This is a genomic window from Comamonas sp. E6 (assembly GCF_001010305.1).
Lineage (GTDB): Bacteria > Pseudomonadota > Gammaproteobacteria > Burkholderiales > Burkholderiaceae_C > Comamonas > Comamonas thiooxydans.
The window spans coordinates 91,722-111,881 of the sequence record NZ_BBXH01000011.1 but is presented as its reverse complement, the minus strand read 5'-3'; the positions used below and the strand labels follow the sequence as shown (position 1 = coordinate 111,881).

General features: G+C 61.0%; 8 protein-coding genes and 1 tRNA gene. 3 read left to right on the top strand and 6 right to left on the bottom strand.

Annotated elements, in window-relative coordinates; all coding sequences use genetic code 11:
• Positions 1-3 precede the first annotated feature (3 nt).
• The 5 genes from CSE6_RS10260 to CSE6_RS10235 form a co-directional block, all read right to left on the bottom strand.
• The gene (locus CSE6_RS10260) at positions 4-11,769 is read right to left on the bottom strand and encodes an Ig-like domain-containing protein (protein WP_059440461.1); all 11,766 of its coding nucleotides are present in this window, start codon (positions 11,767-11,769) and stop codon (positions 4-6) included.
• A gap of 209 nt (positions 11,770-11,978) precedes the next feature.
• Positions 11,979-12,761 (bottom strand): efflux RND transporter periplasmic adaptor subunit, encoded by a 783-nt coding sequence (locus CSE6_RS10250; RefSeq protein WP_034356737.1) that lies wholly within the window; start codon positions 12,759-12,761, stop codon positions 11,979-11,981.
• Positions 12,762-12,778: 17 nt separating this feature from the next.
• Entirely contained in the window at positions 12,779-14,320 is a 1,542-nt protein-coding gene (locus tag CSE6_RS10245; RefSeq protein ID WP_238585678.1) for a TolC family protein, read from the bottom strand.
• Positions 14,321-15,334: 1,014 nt separating this feature from the next.
• On the bottom strand, positions 15,335-16,570 hold the full coding sequence (locus CSE6_RS10240; protein WP_059440460.1) for an EAL domain-containing protein: 1,236 nt from the start codon (positions 16,568-16,570) through the stop codon (positions 15,335-15,337).
• Between the two features lie 412 nt (positions 16,571-16,982).
• Positions 16,983-17,678, bottom strand: a complete 696-nt coding sequence (locus tag CSE6_RS10235) for an RNA polymerase sigma factor (protein WP_059440531.1) — start codon at positions 17,676-17,678, stop codon at positions 16,983-16,985.
• 190 nt (positions 17,679-17,868) lie between these two features.
• Here CSE6_RS10235 and CSE6_RS10230 point away from each other — a divergent pair, with 190 nt between their 5' ends.
• The 3 genes from CSE6_RS10230 to CSE6_RS10220 all read left to right on the top strand — a co-directional run bounded on the left by CSE6_RS10230 (position 17,869) and on the right by CSE6_RS10220 (position 19,579).
• Complete coding sequence (locus tag CSE6_RS10230; RefSeq protein ID WP_059440459.1) at positions 17,869-18,438, top strand: ferritin-like domain-containing protein; 570 nt, start codon at positions 17,869-17,871, stop codon at positions 18,436-18,438.
• Positions 18,435-18,833, top strand: a complete 399-nt coding sequence (locus CSE6_RS10225) for a cytochrome c family protein (RefSeq protein ID WP_045839707.1) — start codon at positions 18,435-18,437, stop codon at positions 18,831-18,833. The genes CSE6_RS10230 and CSE6_RS10225 overlap by 4 nt, the downstream gene beginning before the upstream one ends.
• A 560-nt stretch (positions 18,834-19,393) precedes the next feature.
• On the top strand, positions 19,394-19,579 hold the full coding sequence (locus CSE6_RS10220) for a hypothetical protein (RefSeq protein ID WP_003070780.1): 186 nt from the start codon (positions 19,394-19,396) through the stop codon (positions 19,577-19,579).
• A 459-nt stretch (positions 19,580-20,038) separates the two neighbouring features.
• Here the strand turns inward: CSE6_RS10220 and CSE6_RS10215 are convergent.
• Positions 20,039-20,114 (bottom strand) — tRNA-Lys (locus CSE6_RS10215).
• Positions 20,115-20,160: the final 46 nt, after the last annotated feature.

Genomic DNA, 20,160 nt, shown 5'->3' with positions numbered 1-20,160 from the left:
CCTTTAGCCATGGACATACATGGACATCCTTTTCCCCACCTGCTGATTCGCTGCATTTGCCATCTTCTCACTCAGTCCAGCCCGCCCTGCGGGTGCGCTGGACGTCGCCCTTGCATCGCCGATGACCACTTTGACAGTCCGCACCGACTCGTGCCCCTTTCCATCGCTGACCTTGATCTGCAGAACAAGCGTTGTGCTGAGGTCCTTGGGTGCGTTGATGGTTAGCTGACCGCTATGACGATCCAGGCGCACCCATCCGGGAAGCTCCTGCTTACCGGAGAAGCTGAACTGGAGCGACTCGATATCCCACGGGCTCTCCGACGCCAGGAGGACGGGCTTCAGATCCAGAGTGCTGCCTCCACTCGCGACCGAGAACTGCTCAGGTGCCGGATCAAATCCAGAGCGATTGGGTTCTGCTGGTGCGAAAAGCGACGCCCACATCCAGTCATTGACGCCTGCAATTGGCTGCGGAAGGCCATATTCAGACCAGCTATCTTGACGAGGCATCCCTGTGTCTCGAGATACGGAGCCGAGCATCATCGACGCAGGATGCAGAAAATCAGCATTCGGTTCTGGTACCTCGGAAGGTTGAAATGGAGCGAGACCAAGTCCATCAGAGGAATTACTCACAGCAAAGGCAAATGGAGCATGCACGGCAGGAGGTACCAGCGGTTCAACAACGCCGCTGAGTGAAGTTACCGAAGATGCATTGCCCGCCACGTCCCTTTGCTGAACCCAGAGGCTGAATGCCCCGAGACCAGGTAGTTGGAGGGAGTTCCCGCGGCCTTCAAGACAGGAAACACCATTGTCCAAGGAGTACTGCCAGCTTCCTCCCGTTTCCAGACCAGAAATGAAGACCAAGCCCGTTGGCGAGACTTGCCGCCCATTCACCAGCGTGGCTTGATCCAGAGTAATTTCTGGCGCAACCGGATCAAGGGTATCGATGGCATAAGAGTTGGATATTGTGGTGCCGATGCCGCTGTTGCCTGCCGCATCCATATAGCCGGTGTTGTTCAGCGTGATCACATTGCTGACATCGGTGATGCTGGCTGTCGGCTTCAGGGTCGCCGTCCAGGTGACGCCGTCGCTGCTGCTGAGGTTGCTCAGACTGCCGTTCGCCACAGTGAAGTCACCAATATCCAGCCCCGTCACCGCTTCGCTGAAGGTAATGATGACCGTGGAACTCTCGCCCACCGCCAGCGCCGTATCGTTCACCACAATGTTGGCTGTCGGGCGCTGGGTGTCGATGGCGTAGTTGTTCGAATCGGCGGTGCCGCTGCCGGCATTGCCGGCAGCGTCAGTCACCCCGGAATTGTCCAGGGTGATCAGGTTGCTGGCGTCACTGGTGTTGGCGGTCGGCGTGAAGGTCGCCGTCCAGGTGATACCGCCGTCCGCACTGGAAACCGCCGACAACGTACCGTTGGCAATGGTCAGGTCGGCGTTGGTGAAACCGGCGACCGCTTCACTGAAGGTGATGGTCACCAGCGAGGTCTCACCGACCGCAAGGCTGGTGTCCGCCACGACAATGGTCGCCGTTGGGCGCAGCGTATCAATGACGTAGTTGTTGGAGTCCGTGGTGCCGCTGCCAGCATTGCCGGCAGCGTCAGTCACCCCGAAATTGTCCAGGGTGATCAGGTTGCTGGCGTCAGTGATGTTGCTGGTCGGCGTGAACGTCGCCGTCCAGGTGATCCCGCCATCGCTGGAACTGAGCGTGCCGAGCGTGCCGTTGGGCACGCTCAGGTCGGTGTTGTCGAGACCGGTCACCGCCTCGCTGAAAGTGATGGTCACGGTGGTGCTCTCGCCAGCCGACAACGTTGGATCGTTTATCACGATGGTCGCTGTAGGCCGGATGCTGTCCACTGCATAGGCATTCGAGTCGGTGGTGCCGGAACCCGCGTTACCTGCAATGTCTGTCACGCCGGTGTTATCCAGGCTGACATGGTTGTTGCCCGCGTTCACGCCCACCGCCGGCGTCAGGGTGGCAGTCCAGGTGATGTTGTCGCTGGTGGTCAGGTTGCTCAGGGTACCGTTGCCGGCCGTCAGGTCGGCCAGGCTGAAACCGGTCACCGCCTCGCTGAAGATGATGGTCACCTGCGAACTGCCGCCAATACCCAGTTGGTCTTTGGCCACCACGATGGTCGCGGTCGGCCGCTGGGTATCGATCACGTAGTTGTTGGAGGTGGTGAGACCCGTGCCGGTGTTGCCCGACGAGGCCGCATTGACACCACTGTTGTCCAGGGTGATCAGGTTGGCCGCGTTGCTGATGTTGCCGGCCGGGGTGAAGGTGGCGGTCCAGGTGACACCGCCGTCGGCGCTGCTCACCGCGCTCAGGGTGCCTCCCACCACCGTCAGGTCGGCGTTGGTAAAACCGCTCACCGCCTGGCTGAAGGTGATGGTCACCTGGGAGGTGTCGCCGATCTTCAGCGCCGGATTGGCCACCACGATGGTCGCGGTGGGGCGCACGGTGTCGATGCTGTAGTTGACCGAACTGGTGGTACCCGCGCCACTGTTGCCCGCGATGTCGAAGATCCCGGTATTGGCCAGGGTGATGACGTTGGTCCCACTGCTGGTGTTGGCGTTCGGGGTGAAGGTCGCGGTCCAGGTGACGCCGCCGTCGCTGCTGCTCAGGTTGCTCAGGGTGCCGTTGCCGGCGTTCAATTCGCCCAAGGTAAAACCGGTCACCGCCTCGCTGAAGGTGATCGTCACCTGCGAGGTCTCGCCGGCGCTCAGGTTTGGGTCCGACATGACGATGGTGGCGGTCGGGCGCTGGGTGTCGATCGCGTAGTTGCTCGACACGCTGGTGCCAGTCCCGGCGTTGCCAGCGGTGTCGGTGTAGCCAGTATTGCCCAGGGTGATGACGTTGCTGGCGCTGGTGATGTTCCCGGCCGGAGTGAAGGTGGCGGTCCAGGTGACACCACCGTCGCTGCTGCTCACCGCGCTCAGGGTACCGTTGCTCACCGTCAGGTCGCTGTTGGAGAAACTGGTCACCGCCTCGCTGAAGGTGATGGTCACCTGCGCGGTCTGGCCGATGATCAATGAGCTCTTGTTGATAGACACGGTCGCGGTGGGTCGCACGCCATCAATGCCATAGTTGTTGGACGTGGTGGTGCCGCTACCGACGTTGCCCGCCCCGTCGAGCACACCCGTGTTGTCGAGAATGACGTAGTTGCTGGCGCTGTTGATGCCCGCCGTCGGGGTGAAGGTGGCGGTCCAGGTGACGCCGCCGTCGCTGCTGCTCACCGCGCTCAGGGTACCATTGCTCACCGTCAGGTCATCATTGGTAAAGTCGCTCACCGCTTCGCTGAAGGTGATGGTCACCAGCGACATCTGGCCGATGCCCATGTTCGGTTTGGCGAACACGATGGTCGCGGTCGGCCGCTGGGTGTCGACCGAGTAGGTGTTGGAGTTGGTGGTGCCGGTGCCGGCGTTGCCCACCAGGTCGTTGACCTCGAAGTTGCTCAGGGTGACGACATTGCCGCTGTGGGTGACGCCATTGGTCGGGGTCAGGGTCGCGGTCCAGGTGATGTTGTCGCTGGTGCTCAAGTTGCTCAGGGTGCCGTTGGTCGCCCACATGTCGGCCAGGCCGAAATTGGTCACCGCCTCGCTGAAGGTGATGGTTACCAGGCTGCTGCCACCGATATTCAACGAGTTGTTGCTGACCACGATCGTTGCGGTCGGCCGTTGGGTATCGACGGCGTAGAGGCTGGACAGGGCCACGCCGGCGCCTGTGTTGCCCGAGGCATCTGTGTAGAGGCTGTTGTCCAGAGAGACATAGTTGCCGTTGCTGGTATTGCCGGCGTCCGGCGTCAGGGTCGCGGTCCAGTGGATGTTGTCGCTGGTGCTCAGGTTGCTCAGGGTACCGTAGCGGGCCGTCAGGTCCGCCAGGCTGAAACCAGTCACCGCCTCGCTGAAGGTGATGGTCACCGTGGCGGTCTCACCCGCCGTCAGGCTGCTGTCGCTGAGCGAGATGCTGGCGGACGGCCGCACGCCATCGACCACCAGGGCCTTGTTGGCCCCCAGGGAACCGGCGGCGCCGGGGGCGGCCAAGGTGAGGATGGCATCCTGGCTGGCAGCGCCCTTGATAGTGCCGCCGTTGAGGGTCAGCGCCGTGGTGGCGGCATAGTCGAGATCGGCCGCAACGTCACCCGCCTGCACCGTGTAGCTGAAGGTCAGGGTATTGCTGCCCGAACCGGAAACGTAGTTGAGGGGCCGGTCGGTGGCACCGGTCTCCAGCAGCAGCTGGGGGGTACCAGTGACGCTGACATTGGCGTCGAAGGTCACCGTGATGGTGATGACGTCGCCGATGCCGTACTGGCCATTGCCGTTGCTGGAGGTCACACCGGTCACCCGCGGGAAGATGGGTGCCGTGAGGGTGACGTCGTTGCCGTTGCCGCCGATGTAGCTGGTGGTCAGCGCGGTGCCGTTGCCAGTGGCGGCCATGATGCCGCCCTCGGCAAGACCGCTGAAGGTGCCGGTCACGCTATCGGCGAGGTCATTGCTGATGATGGTGTAGGCGTCGCCTTCCGCCGACGCATAGCCGTGGGTGACGGCCAGGTTGGCGGCGCTCATGTCCACCGTACCGTTCACCACGACCTGGTCGTAGCCGGAGCCCGCGGTCAGGCCATTGATCTGCAGCGCCAGGGTGCTCCCGGCGGCCATGGAGAGGGGGCCATTGATGGTGAGGATGCCCGCCGCGTTACCGCCCGGGGCAAGCGTACCGCCGCTCAGCACCGTCACTGCGCCCAGGGCACCAGTACCGGCCAGGGTGCCGCCGTTGGACACGGTGGTGGCGCTGGCCGTGCTGCCGTTGACCGCCAGGGTGCCGGCGGAGACGGTGGTCGCGCCGGTGTGGGTCTCGGCACCGGTCAGCGTCAGGGTCGCGCTGCCGCTCTTGGTCAGTGTGCCGCCACCGGAAATCACACCGGACAGGGTGGTCGCCGCATCAGCCTGGATAGTCGCCCCACCCGACATAATCACGTTGTTGTCGATAGTGGTAGCGCCGCCAACGGCCAGCGTACCGCCGGCAAGGACCAGGTCGCCGCCACCGAGGTTGGCGTCGGACGCCACGCTCAAGGTGCCAGCGACCAGCGTGGTCGTGCCGGTGTAGGTGTTGTTGCCCGCCAGCACCACGTCGGTATGGTTGCCGCCGACCGAGTAGGCATTCACCGTCAGGTTGCGCGCGCCGCCGCTTTCGCTGATGACGCCGCTGAAGGTGATGTCGTCATCGCCCGTAGCCGGGGAACCGGTGCGCAGCGTGGCGTCGCCGAGCAGCACGATGTCGTTGCTGAAGGTACGGCCGCTGCCGGCCACGCCGAGCGTGGCGCCAGCGGTCAGGTTGATCGTGCCGCTGCCCAGGGTGCTGTTGCCGATCGCGGCCACCAGGCCGGTACCGCCGCTTGAGGACAGGGTGAGATTGCCGCTCAGGCCGCTGGCGTTGCTCAGGTAGATCTGACTATCGCCAGCGTTGAGGTTGAACGCCCCACTGCCGCTCGTCAGGCCGCCAAGGCTGATCACCACGCCAGTGCCGCTGCCAGTGGCGTCGAGAGTGACCGTGCTGAGCACCTGAGTCGTGCGGTTGAGGGTGAAGGTGCTGTTGGAATTGACCGCCAGCGTACCGCCGGCGAGCTTGAGGATACCGCCGCCGATCTGGTCGGCCGAGGTGACCACCGTCGTGCCGTTGATCTGGCCGAAGGTCCAGTTGCTGGCGCTGTTGCCAATGTTGATCAGGTTGAGCGTGCCACTGCCGCTCTTGAAGAAGTCGCCGCTGCCGGTAATCAGGCCCGACAGCGTGGCTTCGATGCCGAAGCCGAGCTCGATTGCGCCCGAGCGGCTGGTGATGTCGAACGCGTTGTCGATGGTCTGGCCGTTGCTGGTCACCGAGAAGGTGCCGCCATAGACGCTCACCAGACCGCTGCCGAGGTTGCTGTCGCTGCCGACGGCCAGGATGCCCTCACCGAGAACTGTAGTGCCCGTGTGCTGGCTGGTACCGCTCAGCGCCAGGGTGCCGAATATACCGGTCTTGCTCAGCGTGCCGCCGCCGGAGAACACACCCGAGGCGGTCCAGTCGACGTCGGCGTGGAGCGAGCCACCACCGGCACCGAAGACCATGTTGTTGTCGACCGTGACACCGCCAGTGGTGACATCGAAGGTGCCGCCGTTGAACTGCAGCTCACCGCTGCCGAGCGCATCGTCGGTGCCGACCGCCAGGGTGCCGCCATCAATGGCGATAGCCCCCGAGAAGCCGGCTTCGTTGCCGGTGCTGGCCAACGTCAGCGTGCCGGCGCCTGTCTTGGTCAGTGAGCCGCTGCCGGCCAGCGTGCTGGCGATCGTGGCGGTGTCGGTAAAACCGTTGCTGATGGTGAAACCACCACCCAGGGTAATGGTGCTGCCACCGATAGTAAGTCCATTGGCACCATCCAGATCGAGTGTGTCGCCCGCGCCTCCGGTGACGCCGCTGCCGAGGGTGATGGTGCTGTTATCAGCCAGTACCACTCGAATCGTGTCCGCGCCGCCCTGGGCCGCACCGCGAGCCAACGCTTCACGCAGGCTGAAGCCGTCCGCCGCGTCGCCGCCGGCGTCGTCGTTGCTCTGGTCGACGTAGATGGTGTTGCAGGTGAGCGTCACGTCGCTGTTGACTGTGCCGCCCAGGCTGTCGGTGAGCGCGAAACGGATGTTCGCGTCGCCGTAGGGCGTGGCGTTGTTGTAGCTGATATGGCGTACCACGTCCTGCACCAGCGCGGTGGACGCCGGAAAGCTGCTGCCGGTGAAGGTGATGGTCAGCACGCCGCCGGCGTAGTTGTAGGTCGCGAAGGTGAGACCGGCGAACTGCAGGTCACCGCTGAAGGCGTTGCCACTGACACTGAAGTTGGCGTTGCTGAGGTCGAAACCGAACAGGTCGTTGGCGCTCGGGTCGGCGCTTCCGCCGGTATAGCGCTGCACCACCAGGCTGGCGCCGCTCCAGTTCGCCAAGTCGTCTTCGGCGTCGCTGACTACAGCGTTGCCGCCGGCGTCGAGCACCACCGTGGTGCCGGCGGTATAGGGCGTGCTGTCGCCGTCAAGACCAGTCACCACCGGCATGCTGTTGATCGGCGCTGTGATGGTGAAGTCGTTGCCGTCGCCAGCGGCGTAGTTGGCGGTCAGCTGGATACTGTTGCCACCGGCAGTCAGGGTGCCGCCTTCGGCGAGGCCGCTGAAGCTACCGGTGACGGCATCCGCGAGATTGTTGGAAATGATGGTGTAGACGTCGCCGAGGCCGGGCGTGTAGCCATGGGTGGCGGAAAGGGTGGCGCCGGCAACGATCACCGCGCCATTCACCACTACTTGGTCGTACTGGGTGCCAGCTGTGGTGCCGTTGATCTCGACAGCCAGGACGCTGCCCGCGTTCATCTGCAGATTGCCGTTGATCGTCAGACTGCCCGCGCCGGCATTACCCGGGGAGAGCAAGCCACTGCTCTGCACCGTCACATTGCCGCCCAGGATACCGGTACCGGCCAGCGTGCCCCCGGCGGCCACTGTGGTGGCACTGGCAGTGCTGCCAGCTACGGACAGAGTGCCGGCGGACACAGTGGTGGTGCCTGCGTAGTTGTTGCTGCCCGAGAGTGTCAGTGCACCGCTGCCGGTCTTGGTCAGGGCACCGGTGCCGCCGATCGCGCTGCTCAGGCTGACGGCCAGGCCGGAGCCCACTGAGATGCTGCCGGCGCTCGCGCCCAACGAGATCGCATTGTCGATGGTTCCGGCGCTGGTGACCGACAGTGTGCCATCGTTCAGTTGCAGGGTTCCGCTGCCCAGATTGGCGTCGCCGGCGATCGAAACGGTGCCGCCGCTCAATACCTGCATCCCCCAACTCTGTCCGCTGTTGGTGCCGGACAACGTGAAGGTGCCGCCGCCATCCAGCGTCAGGGTGCCGGAACCGGTGATCGCGCCCGAGAAGGTGCTGCTGGTGCCGTTGATGCCGATCGTCAGCGCGGAGGTGCCGAGGGCCACCGTACCGGCACCGGACAAGGCGTCGATGGTCTCGTCGGCCGTGAGGGTCAGGGTCGCGCCGGACGCCACCGCCACCGACGTGTTGTCGTCCAGCGCGCCGCCGACGCGGTTGAGCGTCAGCCCGCCCGCCGACAAGTTGGTGGCGCCGGTGTAGCTGTTGTTGCCGGTCAGCGTCAGCGTGCCACTGCCAGCCTTGGTGAGGCCGAACAGACCCGAGATAGCACCGGCGTAGGTGGTACTGGTGTTGTCGCCTCCGGTAGTCAGACCGGCATGGAGCACCACGCTGCCTGTGCCAGCCAGGGAGCCGATGGTTTCGGCGTTGAAGAGGGTCAGCGTAGTGCCGCCCGATAGCGTCATCGCACTGCTGTTGCCAATCGCCGAGCCGCCGCTGAGGGTCAGGCCGCCGGCGGACAAGTTGACGGCACCGCTGTGGGTATTGCTGCCGGACAGGGTCAGGGTGCTGGCGCCTGACTTGGTCAGAGTGCCGCTGCCGCTGAGGACGCCACTCAGGGTGGCGTTGACGCTGTTGGCGATGGTCGAGGCGGAAGCTAGCGCGATGGCGTTGTCGACGGTGGTGACGCCGGTGATGTTCAGCGTGCCGCCATTGAGCGTGAGCGTGCCGAAACTCAGGTAGTTGTCGTCGGCAATCGACAGCACGCCGGCACTGATCGTCGTGCCCGCCGTGAGCGAAGCCTCGTTACCGCTATTGGCCAGGATCAGCGTGCCGACATCGGTCTTGTTGAGTGCGAAGGCGCCGGACATGAGGCCACTGACGGTCAGCGTCGAACCGCTGGCGGCGCTGATGTCGGCGTCGCCAGTCAGTGTCACGGTGCCGCTCACTGTGCTGTTACCGCTGATCTGGTGGAGTGCGCCGTAGTTGACAGCAGACACCGATTTGCCGGTACCTGCAAGGCTGAAGGACTCGGCAAATGTCAGCGCTCCGGCAAGGCGCACGGTGGCGCCGCTGGCGACAGTGGTGGCGCCGGCCGTGGTCCCAAAAGCGTTGGCGTGGCTGGCGATCACCGTACCCGCCGTGACATTGGTGGCACCGGTATAGGTGTTGTTGCCACTGAGCTCCAGGATGGCCTGGCCATTCTTGATCAGGCTGCCGCTACCGGAAACGACACCACTCAAGGTGACCTGCGCGGCGCCGCTCCCCCCCCCGATATTGAAGGTACCGCCGCTGGCACCCAGCGCAATGGCATTGTCGATGGTAAACGCGGAGGTACCGTTGGTGAGGGTCCCTCCGTTCAACGTCAGGGTGCCGGAGGACAGGTGATCGTCGCTCTGCACCTGCAAGGTGCCGCCGGTGACGGTAATGCCACCTGACATGTTCGCTTCGTTGCTGACACTCGACAGTGCCAACGTGCCAGCGCCGGCCTTGCTCAACGCACCGCTGCCGCCGAGCGTGGCGGCGATGGTGACGGTGCCGGTGGAATTGGTGAAGTTCAGCGTGGTGCCGCCACCCAAGGTGATGGTGTTGCCTCCGCTGATGGTGAGTCCCGAGGCCGAATCGGCGTTGAGGGTCAGGCTTTCGTTGATGGCCAGGCTACCGGCCAACGATACGGCGCTGTTGAAATTGCTGGAGAAGACCAGCGTTTGGCTGCCAGTGGCGTCTGCAGCGGCAATCGCCACCGCTTCGCTGAAGCTCACGCCGTCACTCACGTTGATCGTGGCGGTGTCGCTGGTGTTGGTGATGTAGATGGTGTCACTGGTGACCGTGGTATCAGCCGTGGCGCTGGAGGTGCCGTCGCTCAGGGTGAAGCGGACGGTAGCATCGCCGGCCGGCGTATCACTGCGATAGGTGACGCGGTGCGCCACATCGTTGATCAGCGCGGTCGTGGCAGCGGTGCCGCTGCTGGTAAAGGCGATCGTCAGCACGCCGCCCGTGTTGGTGAAAGTGGCGAAGGTCAGGCCGCCGGATTGCAGGGCGTTGCCACTGACGGTGAACAGTGCGCCCGAGGTATTGAAGCCGAAGGTATCGGCGGACACCGCAGTGGGGCGTTGGACGGTCAGGCTAGCGCCCGCCCAGTTGCCGTTGCCGCTGTTGAGCGCGCCCATCTCGGTGTCCGCGAGAGTGGCGTTGGCACTGGAATCGAGACTTACGGTGCCGCCTACACCCGCCCAGGCAACGCTGTCGCCATTGAGGTTGCTGATACTTGGAGCCGAGTCGATGACGATGGCCTTGTTGGCCCCCAACGAGCCGGCGGCTCCAGGTGAAGCCAGAGTCAGAGTGGCGTTGTTGGTGGCGGCATCGCGGATGGTGCCGCCATTGAGCGATAGGGCACTGCTGCTGACGTAATCGAGGTCGGCACTGGTGTCGCCCGCCTGCACCGTGTAGTTGAAGGTCAGGGTGTTGGTGCCTGAGCCGCTGGCGTAACTGACCACCCGGTCGGTGGAGCCCGTTTCCAGGGTGAGCTGGGGAACACCGGTGACCGTGACCGTCTCGTTGAACGCTACGGTGATGGAGATCACGTCGCCCGTCTTGTAGGTGCCGTTGGGTGTGCTGGCACTGACGGACGTTACCGTTGGCGGCGTGGTATCCGGGAGGACTGCGTCGCTGAAATTAATGTCGTCGATATCGACATCGAGATCAGTTCCGCTGATCCTGACTTCGTCGATGTACTCCCAGTTGCTGTTTCCGCTGACGTTGAAGTTCGCAGTGCCGGACGACACGTCGACGACCTGGGTATCGATCAGCACATTGTTGCGATAGGCCCTGATGGTGAACGTGTTGTCGAGACCAAGACCACGGTCCACGACAAAACCGTTGAGCTTGAATTCCGACCCATCCGAGGTCTTGAATCCAACCTCAGTGGAGGTGTTGGGGCCAGTGCTCCGGTATCCCAGGGCATGGTCCGTGCCATTCGCGATGAAACCATCATTGACGATCGAAATGGCAAAACTGTCGTTATTGAAGTACGTAATCCCGCCGATGTTGACGCTGTTGCTCCCCTGGCTCGCAACAGGAAGAGCGTCGAAATTCTGGTCCGCAGGCGTCGCCAGTAACCCGTTGTAGGTCTCCAAACCAAGCAATGCGCTGGTTTCGACGGTGCCCAGGTTCTGTTCCAGGGTCCAATCACCGCCCAATCCGGCCGCACCTGTCACATCGTCCGAGGCGGCGACATCCGCGCCGGTTGCGCTGGCCAGGGCCTTGACAAAATCGTTGCCCGCGCCGCCATCGCCCACGCGACAGCCGTACACCAGGATGTCGCCATCCTGGTCGAGCGACTGGCCAATGGCATCGAGCAACTCGCTACGAGCGGCTAGATCGCCGCTGTCCAGCCAGTCGTTGCCCAGCTGGATCTTGCCCACATCGCCGTGGCTAAGGATGTGAATGGCATCGATGCCACTGCGGCCGTCCAGGTAATCGGCAATCTGCTGCAGCCCATCCTTGTTCGCATCCAGCACGACGACTTCAGTGCCTGGTTTCAGGCCGCTGATGAGCTGCTCGTAATCCTTGATATTGCTGTCAACGAAGACCACTTCCTGGCGCTGTGTAGTCGCCGGCGAAGCCTCGGTCGCTCTGTGCGCTTCCGCGGTCAGCGCATGTCGCAGCGCAGTTGCCGTGTCCACCATATGCTCTGCGGCCGCAGGCGCCGCAGCATCTGTAGCCGCATGCGCCACATCCACCGCCGCTGCACCGTCAAACATAAAGCGCTGCTCCAATGCCAGCGGGCGCACGGCAGAAGCCGGCTGCAAGCGCTGGGCGGCATCGGTCTTCACTGCCTGCGCCGTCATGGCCTGTGTCAGACGGCTCCAGAATGAGCGAGATTTGCGGGTCATCAAAGTGTCCTTCCTGTATGAAGGTGGCATGGCGCTTGCCTGCCTTGCAGGTTCAGGCCGCCGGCTTGCCCTCTTCCCGGGAGCTGTCGGTCTCTTGCTATCGGACTATAAAAATATGAGCTTTTGGCGCCTTTCATATATAGACTTCAGCATTAAAGTAATCTGAAACCTTTGAATGGCATGCGCAATATGCTCTTGTATTTGAATGTCTAGGGCTTGCCAGTCTGGGGTGGTGCCAGCAGCACCTGCCCGCTCATTCCGGCGATCAGCTCGGTAAACTTTCCGTGAATGGCCGCATTGACTTTCACCGACTGGCTCACCGGGTCCACGCGCGCAGCCAGGCGCTGCACCTTGGCGGGATAGGTTTTGCCGGTCTCGTCAATGCGCACCTGGAATTCCGAGCCCGAATGCAGCCAGCTGAGCCAGCGCGAAGGCACCAGAAACTCCAGTTCCAGCGCGGAGTCGTCCAGAATGTCCAGCAGCGCCTGGCCCGGCTGCGCATATTGCTGCTCGCGGATCTTCTGCTCGGCCACGCGACCCGCATAGGGTGCGGTGATCTGGCATTTGCTCAGCAAGCTGCGGTTGGCGGCGACCTCGGCCCTGGCCTTGTTCCATTCGGCCTGAGAGACATCCAGCTCCACCTTGCCGACAGAGTTCAGCTCGGCCAGGCGCTGGTTGGCCTTCCAGGTCTTCTCGGTGGCATCCACCCCTGCCTGTGCCTTGTTCAACTGGGCTTGCGGCAGGCTGCAGTCAAACTGCACCAGCAACTGTCCCTGACGAAATGCGCCCCCCTCCACCACGGGCAGACGCTGTACCTTGGCACCGATCTCTGCTGCCAGAGTGGTGTAGCGGCGCGGTGAAAGCTGGGCACGGATCTCACGCTGGTCCAGCACACTGGGCAAGGGTGCCTGAGTCTTGGGAAAGCTCTGGACTGAGGAGCCGTGCTGGGCGTGGGCGGTGAGCGACAGGCACAACGCCAGACCCAGAATCAAGGGAGACACGCAAGACTTCATTGGAATTGGCCCGCGTCCCAGCTTTGCAGCGATTTGCCAACGGCCTGCGTGAGTTCGAGCAAGGGCATGCTGTCGGAGCCCTCGATCACGGGCTCCATGCCCAAGGTGGCTTGCAGACGGGAACTGGCGGCCTGCATATTGGATTGGGCCTGGTAACGACGCAGCACGGAAAGAATAGTTGTGGTCTGCTGGGAGACCCGTTCAAGCGCATTGAGCTTGTCGGCCTGCACCTGGTTGTTCACATGCTCGGACAGACGCTGGTCCACGGAGGCAATGGTCTGCGCTCTTTCATACTGGCGCACGGCGTTCGCAAATTGCAAACGCGCTACATGCAGCTGTGTCAATACCGCCATCTGGGTAGCCAGACGACGCTGATCGGCCAGCTGGACACCCGCATCGGCCAGCTGACGCTGTGCAGGCAGTGATAGCAGCCCCAGCAGATTGAAGGAGATCTGCAGGCCCGCATCCTGCCAGCGGTCGTTGATCAGATAGCTGTCGCTGCTCTTGTTGACACCGTAGTTGAAGGAAAGGCCGGGGAACATGCGCAGCATGACGCGCTTGGTCTCTTCATTGGCGATACGGGCGTTGTACAGGCTCTCGCGCAGATCCGGGTTCAGCAGCAGGGCCCGGTCCTCCAGCTTGTCCACCGGCTGCTCCAGCCAGCGCTGGGCATTCGAGGCCGCAGGCTCGATCACGCGCAGCGGCTGGTTCAGCTCTGCGGGCGAGACCCCCATCAAGGATGCCAGCTCGATGCGCGAGGAAGACAGCTCCTGCTGAATGGCCTCCAGCAGGCGGATGTTCTCCAGCAACTGGCGCTGATAGCGCAGCGGCTCCATGGGGGAGCGCAGTTTTTCCGCCTCGACCTTGCGCGAGTCTTCCAGGGCCTTGTCTGCATCCCGGCCTGCGGTCTGCAGCGAAGACTCCAGGGCCTGGGCCGCAGCCACACGCCAGTAAGCGATACGTACATCCTGGATCAGCGTGTGTATGGCCTTGCGGCGACGCTCAGCCGCAATTTGGGCGCGATCCGCATGCTGACGAGCGGCGTAATAGCTTTGACCGAAGTCCAGCAGGCTCCATGAGAAGCTCAGCGAAGCCAAGGTCGACTCACGATCCGACGAGATATAGGGATGAGCCAGGGAAGGCGCGCCCGTGACCGAGTCCGTGCTGCGGCTGATCAGGTCCTTGTCGCGGTAGCGGTAGCCGGCCGAGGCCACCAGCTTGGGCAGCATGTCGAACTTGGCAACATTGGCCGTGCCCTGGGCCACTGCCTCTTCCATGCCACGCAGGCGCTGGGCTGCGTTGTATTTGATGGCTCTCGCAATGGCCTCTTCAAGACTCACCGCACCAGTCAGCGGAGCAACGTCCTTGCCGAGGCTTTGCCGATCGGCCTGGACCTGCGACTGAATTTCTTCTGTCGAGAGCGCCTGACTGCTCAGGTTGGCACAGCCAGTGAGCCAGATGGCAGAGCCCAACAAGGCCGTGAGCCGGACACGGCCACGAAAATTTGTCTCGGACCGGCAGTGAGCAATGGCGTTCATATTCGCAAGGGGATGGTGGCAAAGACGGTTTGACAAGAAGACTGGCCCAGATGGAATCTATGCACCAAACCTCAAAAAGTATGCAAAAGTCTTAATTGTCAAAAAATGTGTTCGCGATATTACTGATCAAAGGTGACAACCGCAATCACTGAAATCAGGTATTTCTTCTGCCAGAAGCACCATGCAGCCGCACTCATTTTTTGCCCCAATTGGTGCATTGAGTCCTTGGTGGAGACTGGTCAAGCGAGTCGGTTGTGGTGCAGTGTGTAGCTGCCTGAGGCTGCTTCCAAAGCCGCTTCCGGTTGGAGACAGCAAGGCGCTCCTTCGGGTTTTCTCAGAGCCGACGGCGCATAGCTGCTATTGGAGATTTCAGCCCTGAGCTGTGAATTTCAGATCAACACCGTTCGCAAGCGCGCTTGCCAGGCATTCCGAGGCATTGGAAGACGCACAACAACGCCCACCAGGCACATCAAACTGCTCCAGCAAAGCCAGGCAGTTCAATCGCGGCAGCGACATCGTCAAGCTTGAGGGGTCTGGACGCCCAATGGAAATCGACCGCAACATCATGGGCGTGACGATTGCAATCGATGGCGCGGAAATGCCTCATGAGGGGTGCTGAAAACCCCGGCAGTCAATCCTGATCGCTGCCTTGCCTCAGGTCGTCCGCGACCGACGCGACAAAGCTGACGCAGAGCGTCAACACCATGAGCGCAAAACTGACAAGCAGCCACTTCATAGCGTCCTCGTGCAATTGATATTCGCAAACAGTATGCTCGCATTGATTGACAGCACTACATAGATGTTTACGCTAGGGCCAAGCACAAACCAAGCTCAAACCAAGCACCCGTCACCCGAGGCTCCATATGGGCTCAGGCCCTTTGCAAAGGAGTCACGAGAAGAGCCAAGGCCTGCTCGATGCAGGCGAACGAAGCCAGCTAAGCCAGCCGTCTGCAGGACGAGATCGGTTGCCAGACACCCAAACGATGCGACCGCCCATGTAGCGACACCTGCCGACTAGTGAAGCGAGAACACCGCCGCGGCATCAATCTCAAGTGGCCTGGAAAGCAAATACCCTTGAGCGCAATCCACTCCAAGCCTTTGCAGCATATCCAGCTCTTCCGCCCGTTCAACGCCCTCTGCAATCACCAGGCTTCCTATTTCATGCGCGAAGCTGATGAGGCCTCTGGCCAGTGCACGCCGTTTCTCATCTGTATCGATAGAGTGAGTAAGACTCATATCCAGCTTGATGATCTCGGGCTCGAGATTGAGGATATGCCGCATGCTGGAATAGCCTGCACCAGCATCGTCAACCGCCAGTTTCGCGCCCCGGCGACGGTAAGGCTCCAGCCCAATGGCAAGAGCCTTGTAATCCTTGACCGCAGCATGTTCTGTAATCTCCAGGACCAGACGTGAGAGATCATCAATGCTATCAAGTAGTTGATGGAATTTGCTGCTAAGCAGCAATTGTGGCGAGCAGTTGACACTTACGCTGCTGTTGGCGGGCAGCCGCTCCAGCGCTGGCAGCACCTTGGAAACAGCGCACAACTCCAGGTCAATGCCCAAACCGGCCTTGTCTGCCACATCGAACCAATAATCCGGCGCATGCCTGGGCTCGACATCAAAACGCGAAAGGCTTTCAAAGCCGCAGATGGCCTTGTCACGCAAACTGCAGATCGGCTGGAAAACTATCCTCGGATCACCGTGCGCCAACGCGGATCGGACCTCACCGACCAACCGTGCCTTGACCTGCTCCTCGGCAGCCTGCTCTTCGATACGGTCTGCCAGAATCTCTGCAAATGCGCGCAGCAATTGCATGTCGCGCTCCCCTAGTGTTGGGTTCGGGAGATAGCTGAAGCAGCAAAGCGTCCCATACACATGCCCATCCGTGAGACGGACGGGAACACTCAAATGAGACCCAATTGGAATTGCATGTGTTGCAGAAATGTGCTGAGCAGCCGGCACACAACTTGTGTCCGGAATGCATTCGGGCAGCTCGCCATGAACAACCTTCAGGCAGTATCCCTCCTGCATGGGAATGCTCTGGCCTTGATGGAGCGGCCCGCCCGAAACACTGTCCAAATGCTTGAGCACCCGTTCGGCCGCACCGAAGTGTGAGACAAAGGCGATATCCATTCCCAGATGCTTGCGAACCGCACGCAGTATGCGATCCACTCCTTCTGCGCACACACCTGATCTCATCAAATGATTGAGATGGCGATTCCCGTCAACCTCCAGATCGTTCATCTGCATGCCCCCTCTTACATACAGTCGACTCACACGGCTTTTGTCAATATTTAATCTGGAAAAGCATGCAATGTGAAGCGATGATCATCGATATCCAACAAGTGTCTCAGCAGCTGCCGTGGCGAAAATGTCAATCAATCCACCAGCTTCGCCATCCACCTGGATTTCAGCTGCTGCTCCAGGAATGTTTCCGCGGTGAGTTTTTCTGTATGACGGCTTCGTGGCATATGTCGCCACCTGTTATCCGCTTTGAAGCCTCCTCAAATCCTCGCTCCACTCAAAAGTAGAGAGCCCACCCCAGGGAGGTCTACGCATGAAGAAATCCAGAGTTAGTGAAGCGCAGATCTACTATCCACTCTTGCGAATCGGTCTGCATTTGCTGCATGGTCATCAGAACCCATGATTCAAGCATGTCTGCTTAACGCCGGGGTAGTCTTGCCCGTACCAAGGACACGATGCGATTGCACCGCTCCCCATCGAAATTGAAGGCGTCGCTGAGCGCCATATCCAGATCCTGTGAAAGCCCTTCACGAAGCATGCTTCGTGCACGGAAGAAGCGCGTGCGCACCGTGGCCTCTGGAATTTCCAGTATCTGCGACACCTCTTCTGCACTCATCTCTTCGACGCCGCGCAACATGAAAACCCTGCGGAAGTCATCGGGCAGCAGGTCAATGCGCGCCTCCATGATTCGACGCAACTCCGAACGCATGACGGTTCGATCGGGGCCGCGGTCCATATCGTCTTGCTGCCAACTGGCATCCATCTGCTGGGTCGATGCCATCGCGGACTCCAGCGGCACGATCTTCAACTGACGACGTCTAATCTGTCCAAGTGCTTCGTTAACGACAATGCGTACCAGCCATGTCGACAACTTGGCATCCGCCCTGAAATTCCCCAATGCCTGCCAAGCCTGCAAATAGGCCTGCTGCACGACATCTTCGGCATCCGTGTCACTTTTCAATATGGCTCGTGCGGTGCGGAACAACAAGCGATTGTGGCGTCGCATGATGGCCTCGAAAGCCACCTCATCGCCAGCTGCGGCTCTGAAAGCGAGCTCCAGATCCGAAGCATCAGCAACCGCAGGGCTGTGGTTCGAAGGTTGAGTGTGCGGCATGTACGCCTCCTTTGACCATTGGATGGTGTATCCGCGTCCAGCGTTCCCGTGTCGATCTGATTCTCGGCCCTGCTGCCAACAGGGGCGGAACGTGGTGACGCTCCGATCCATCCAATGGATGAGTGCTTGCCCTGGCCACCGGATTTCCGGTCTCCCAAAGCTGGCCTCGTCACCTACGAAGGAGTGCATCATGTCGTTTTTGCATATCGCTCATCCACAGGAGGCGCGCCGCCTCTTTCTTGGCCAATCCGGGCTGATGCTTTCAGGTGCCGCTGTTGCGCTACTAGCCGGCCGTGAAGCGCTGGCCGCCAAAACCGGCGATGGAAAAGCCCAGGACACTCAAATCCTGAACACCGCCCTGAGTGCAGAGCTGGAGGCCATCGCTGCTTATCAGTTGGGAGCCGAAAGCAAACTGCTACAACACTCGGTGCTGGATCTGGCCCTGACCTTCCAGGGCCATCACAAAGCGCATGCTGAACTACTTGCCAAGACGGTTGAAAAACTGGGTGGCAAGCCGGTAGTCCCCAAGACTGCTTACAACTTCCCAGCAAATCAGCTGAAATCACAGGAGGATGTGCTGCGCTTTGCGGCACGACTGGAGCAAGGGGCCGTCAGTGCTTATCTGGGAGCCGTTCCCTTGTTCAGCAATCGAGAGCTATCCAAGGCTGCGGCCAGCATTCTGGGTGATGAAGCCATGCACTGGGCAGTACTGCGCCAGGCAGTGGGCGAAGCACCGGTCCCCACGGCATTCGTATCATGAACACCGAACGGTGGCTGCTGCTTGGCATGCTGTCGTTCGCTGCGACAGTGCATGCAGCACCTGACAAACTTCCTGGCGAGCAGATATACGCTCGCTGTGCGGCCTGCCATGCGCTGGCATACGACCGAGTGGGACCGCATCATTGCGGCCTGTTGGGACGGCGTGCTGGCACGGTTCCCGGCTTTGCTTACTCGGATGCGATGAAGAATTCCGGCTTTATCTGGGACGAAAAAACACTCGATCGTTTCCTGACCCAGCCCATGAAGGTGCTACCAGGCACGACAATGACGTACGCTGGAATCCCTGACCCCAAGGAGCGTAGCGACTTGATTGCCTACCTCAAGCAAGCTAACGATTCACGAGAGTGTCATTCACTTCGAGCACTCCCGCATTGAACGCATATACCCTAGCTGCGCGTCGCAATCGGCCTGAAGCAGTTCACCAAGAAAATGCTCAGGCTGACTGCCTCAGGCGGTGGATTCAATGGGCCGATGCAATACCATGCCTCGCCTCCGGCGCGAGGAGTCGGCCCAACCGGAATACGCATCGAGGCAGGATGTGGATGACAGATCGCCGGCTGCATGTATTTGGGTCTAGCAGTCACAGCCGAAGGCATCGCTCACCTGGAATCCATCACCCTGCCCATCTTCCAAAGCGGACTTTTCTCATTCCAGGGGCCAATATGCCCGACGAGAATTCCCCGACGCTCTGTTTGCAGCGTTTGAGCTGCCACACAGGGCTCAGGCCGCTTCAAGGCTGGCGCCTTGACGGGAACACAGCCCCATCCTCCAAGCAGCAACTATCCGCATCCACCCTAAAAATACCCCCTAGTAGTCGTGATTCCAACGCAATCCAGGCGATCCGTCATTCATCAGGCGAATTCACTGGACTCGCCATCCCGGCAGCTGTACCGTCTTCTTTAGGTTCAGAAACTTGATTGAAGGCCGCCTTCCCCATGAGCAAATCCAAAGAGTCCACAGTCCATCGCATCGTGGATGCAAAGCAGTGGGAACTCAATCGCGAAAAAGAGCGCATCACCTATCCTGCCAACCACGCCGGCCCGATTCAAATGGACTGGCGCAAGCGTGAGAACTACTCGGCCACTGACCTGAACTACCGGGGAAGAAGCAAAACCCCATAACAGCAGCTCGGTCTCCGATCTCCTGACGAACCCCGCCACTGTTGAACTGAGCGGGGTTCTGCTTTTTCGACAAGCACACGGCGACCAGCGCCAGCACCGCTGGCCCGCCAGAAGACAAGGCCTGGCTCCACCATCACCTAAACTGACCGATCTGCTGAGCCGCTGCCTCTCCAGCGAAAAGCAGGTTCGCCACTCCGACGGACAAAGCCTCTGGTGAAGCACAAAACCTGGCTGCAGAGGCCACTCAGCCTCGCAAGAGTCGTTTCTGCTGATTGATAACCCGGCACAGGAATCGATACGGAGCGCTATCCGAACCGTAGGCCGACAGAGCAAGGGCCGCCCGTGTCCATGAACGCTCAGGAGAGCAAACCGCAATTCCTTGGAGCGATGAATGCTCCACCACGGGAATAAAACATAAAAGCCGCTACAGCTTTAACAGCTGTAGCGGCTTATGTATTCTGGTGGGTCCTGCGAGATTCGAACTCGCGACCAACGGATTAAAAGTCCGCTGCTCTACCGACTGAGCTAAAGACCCTGCCACACATCAAAAGCAGTAGTTGCCTAATCAGTGGAATGACGTT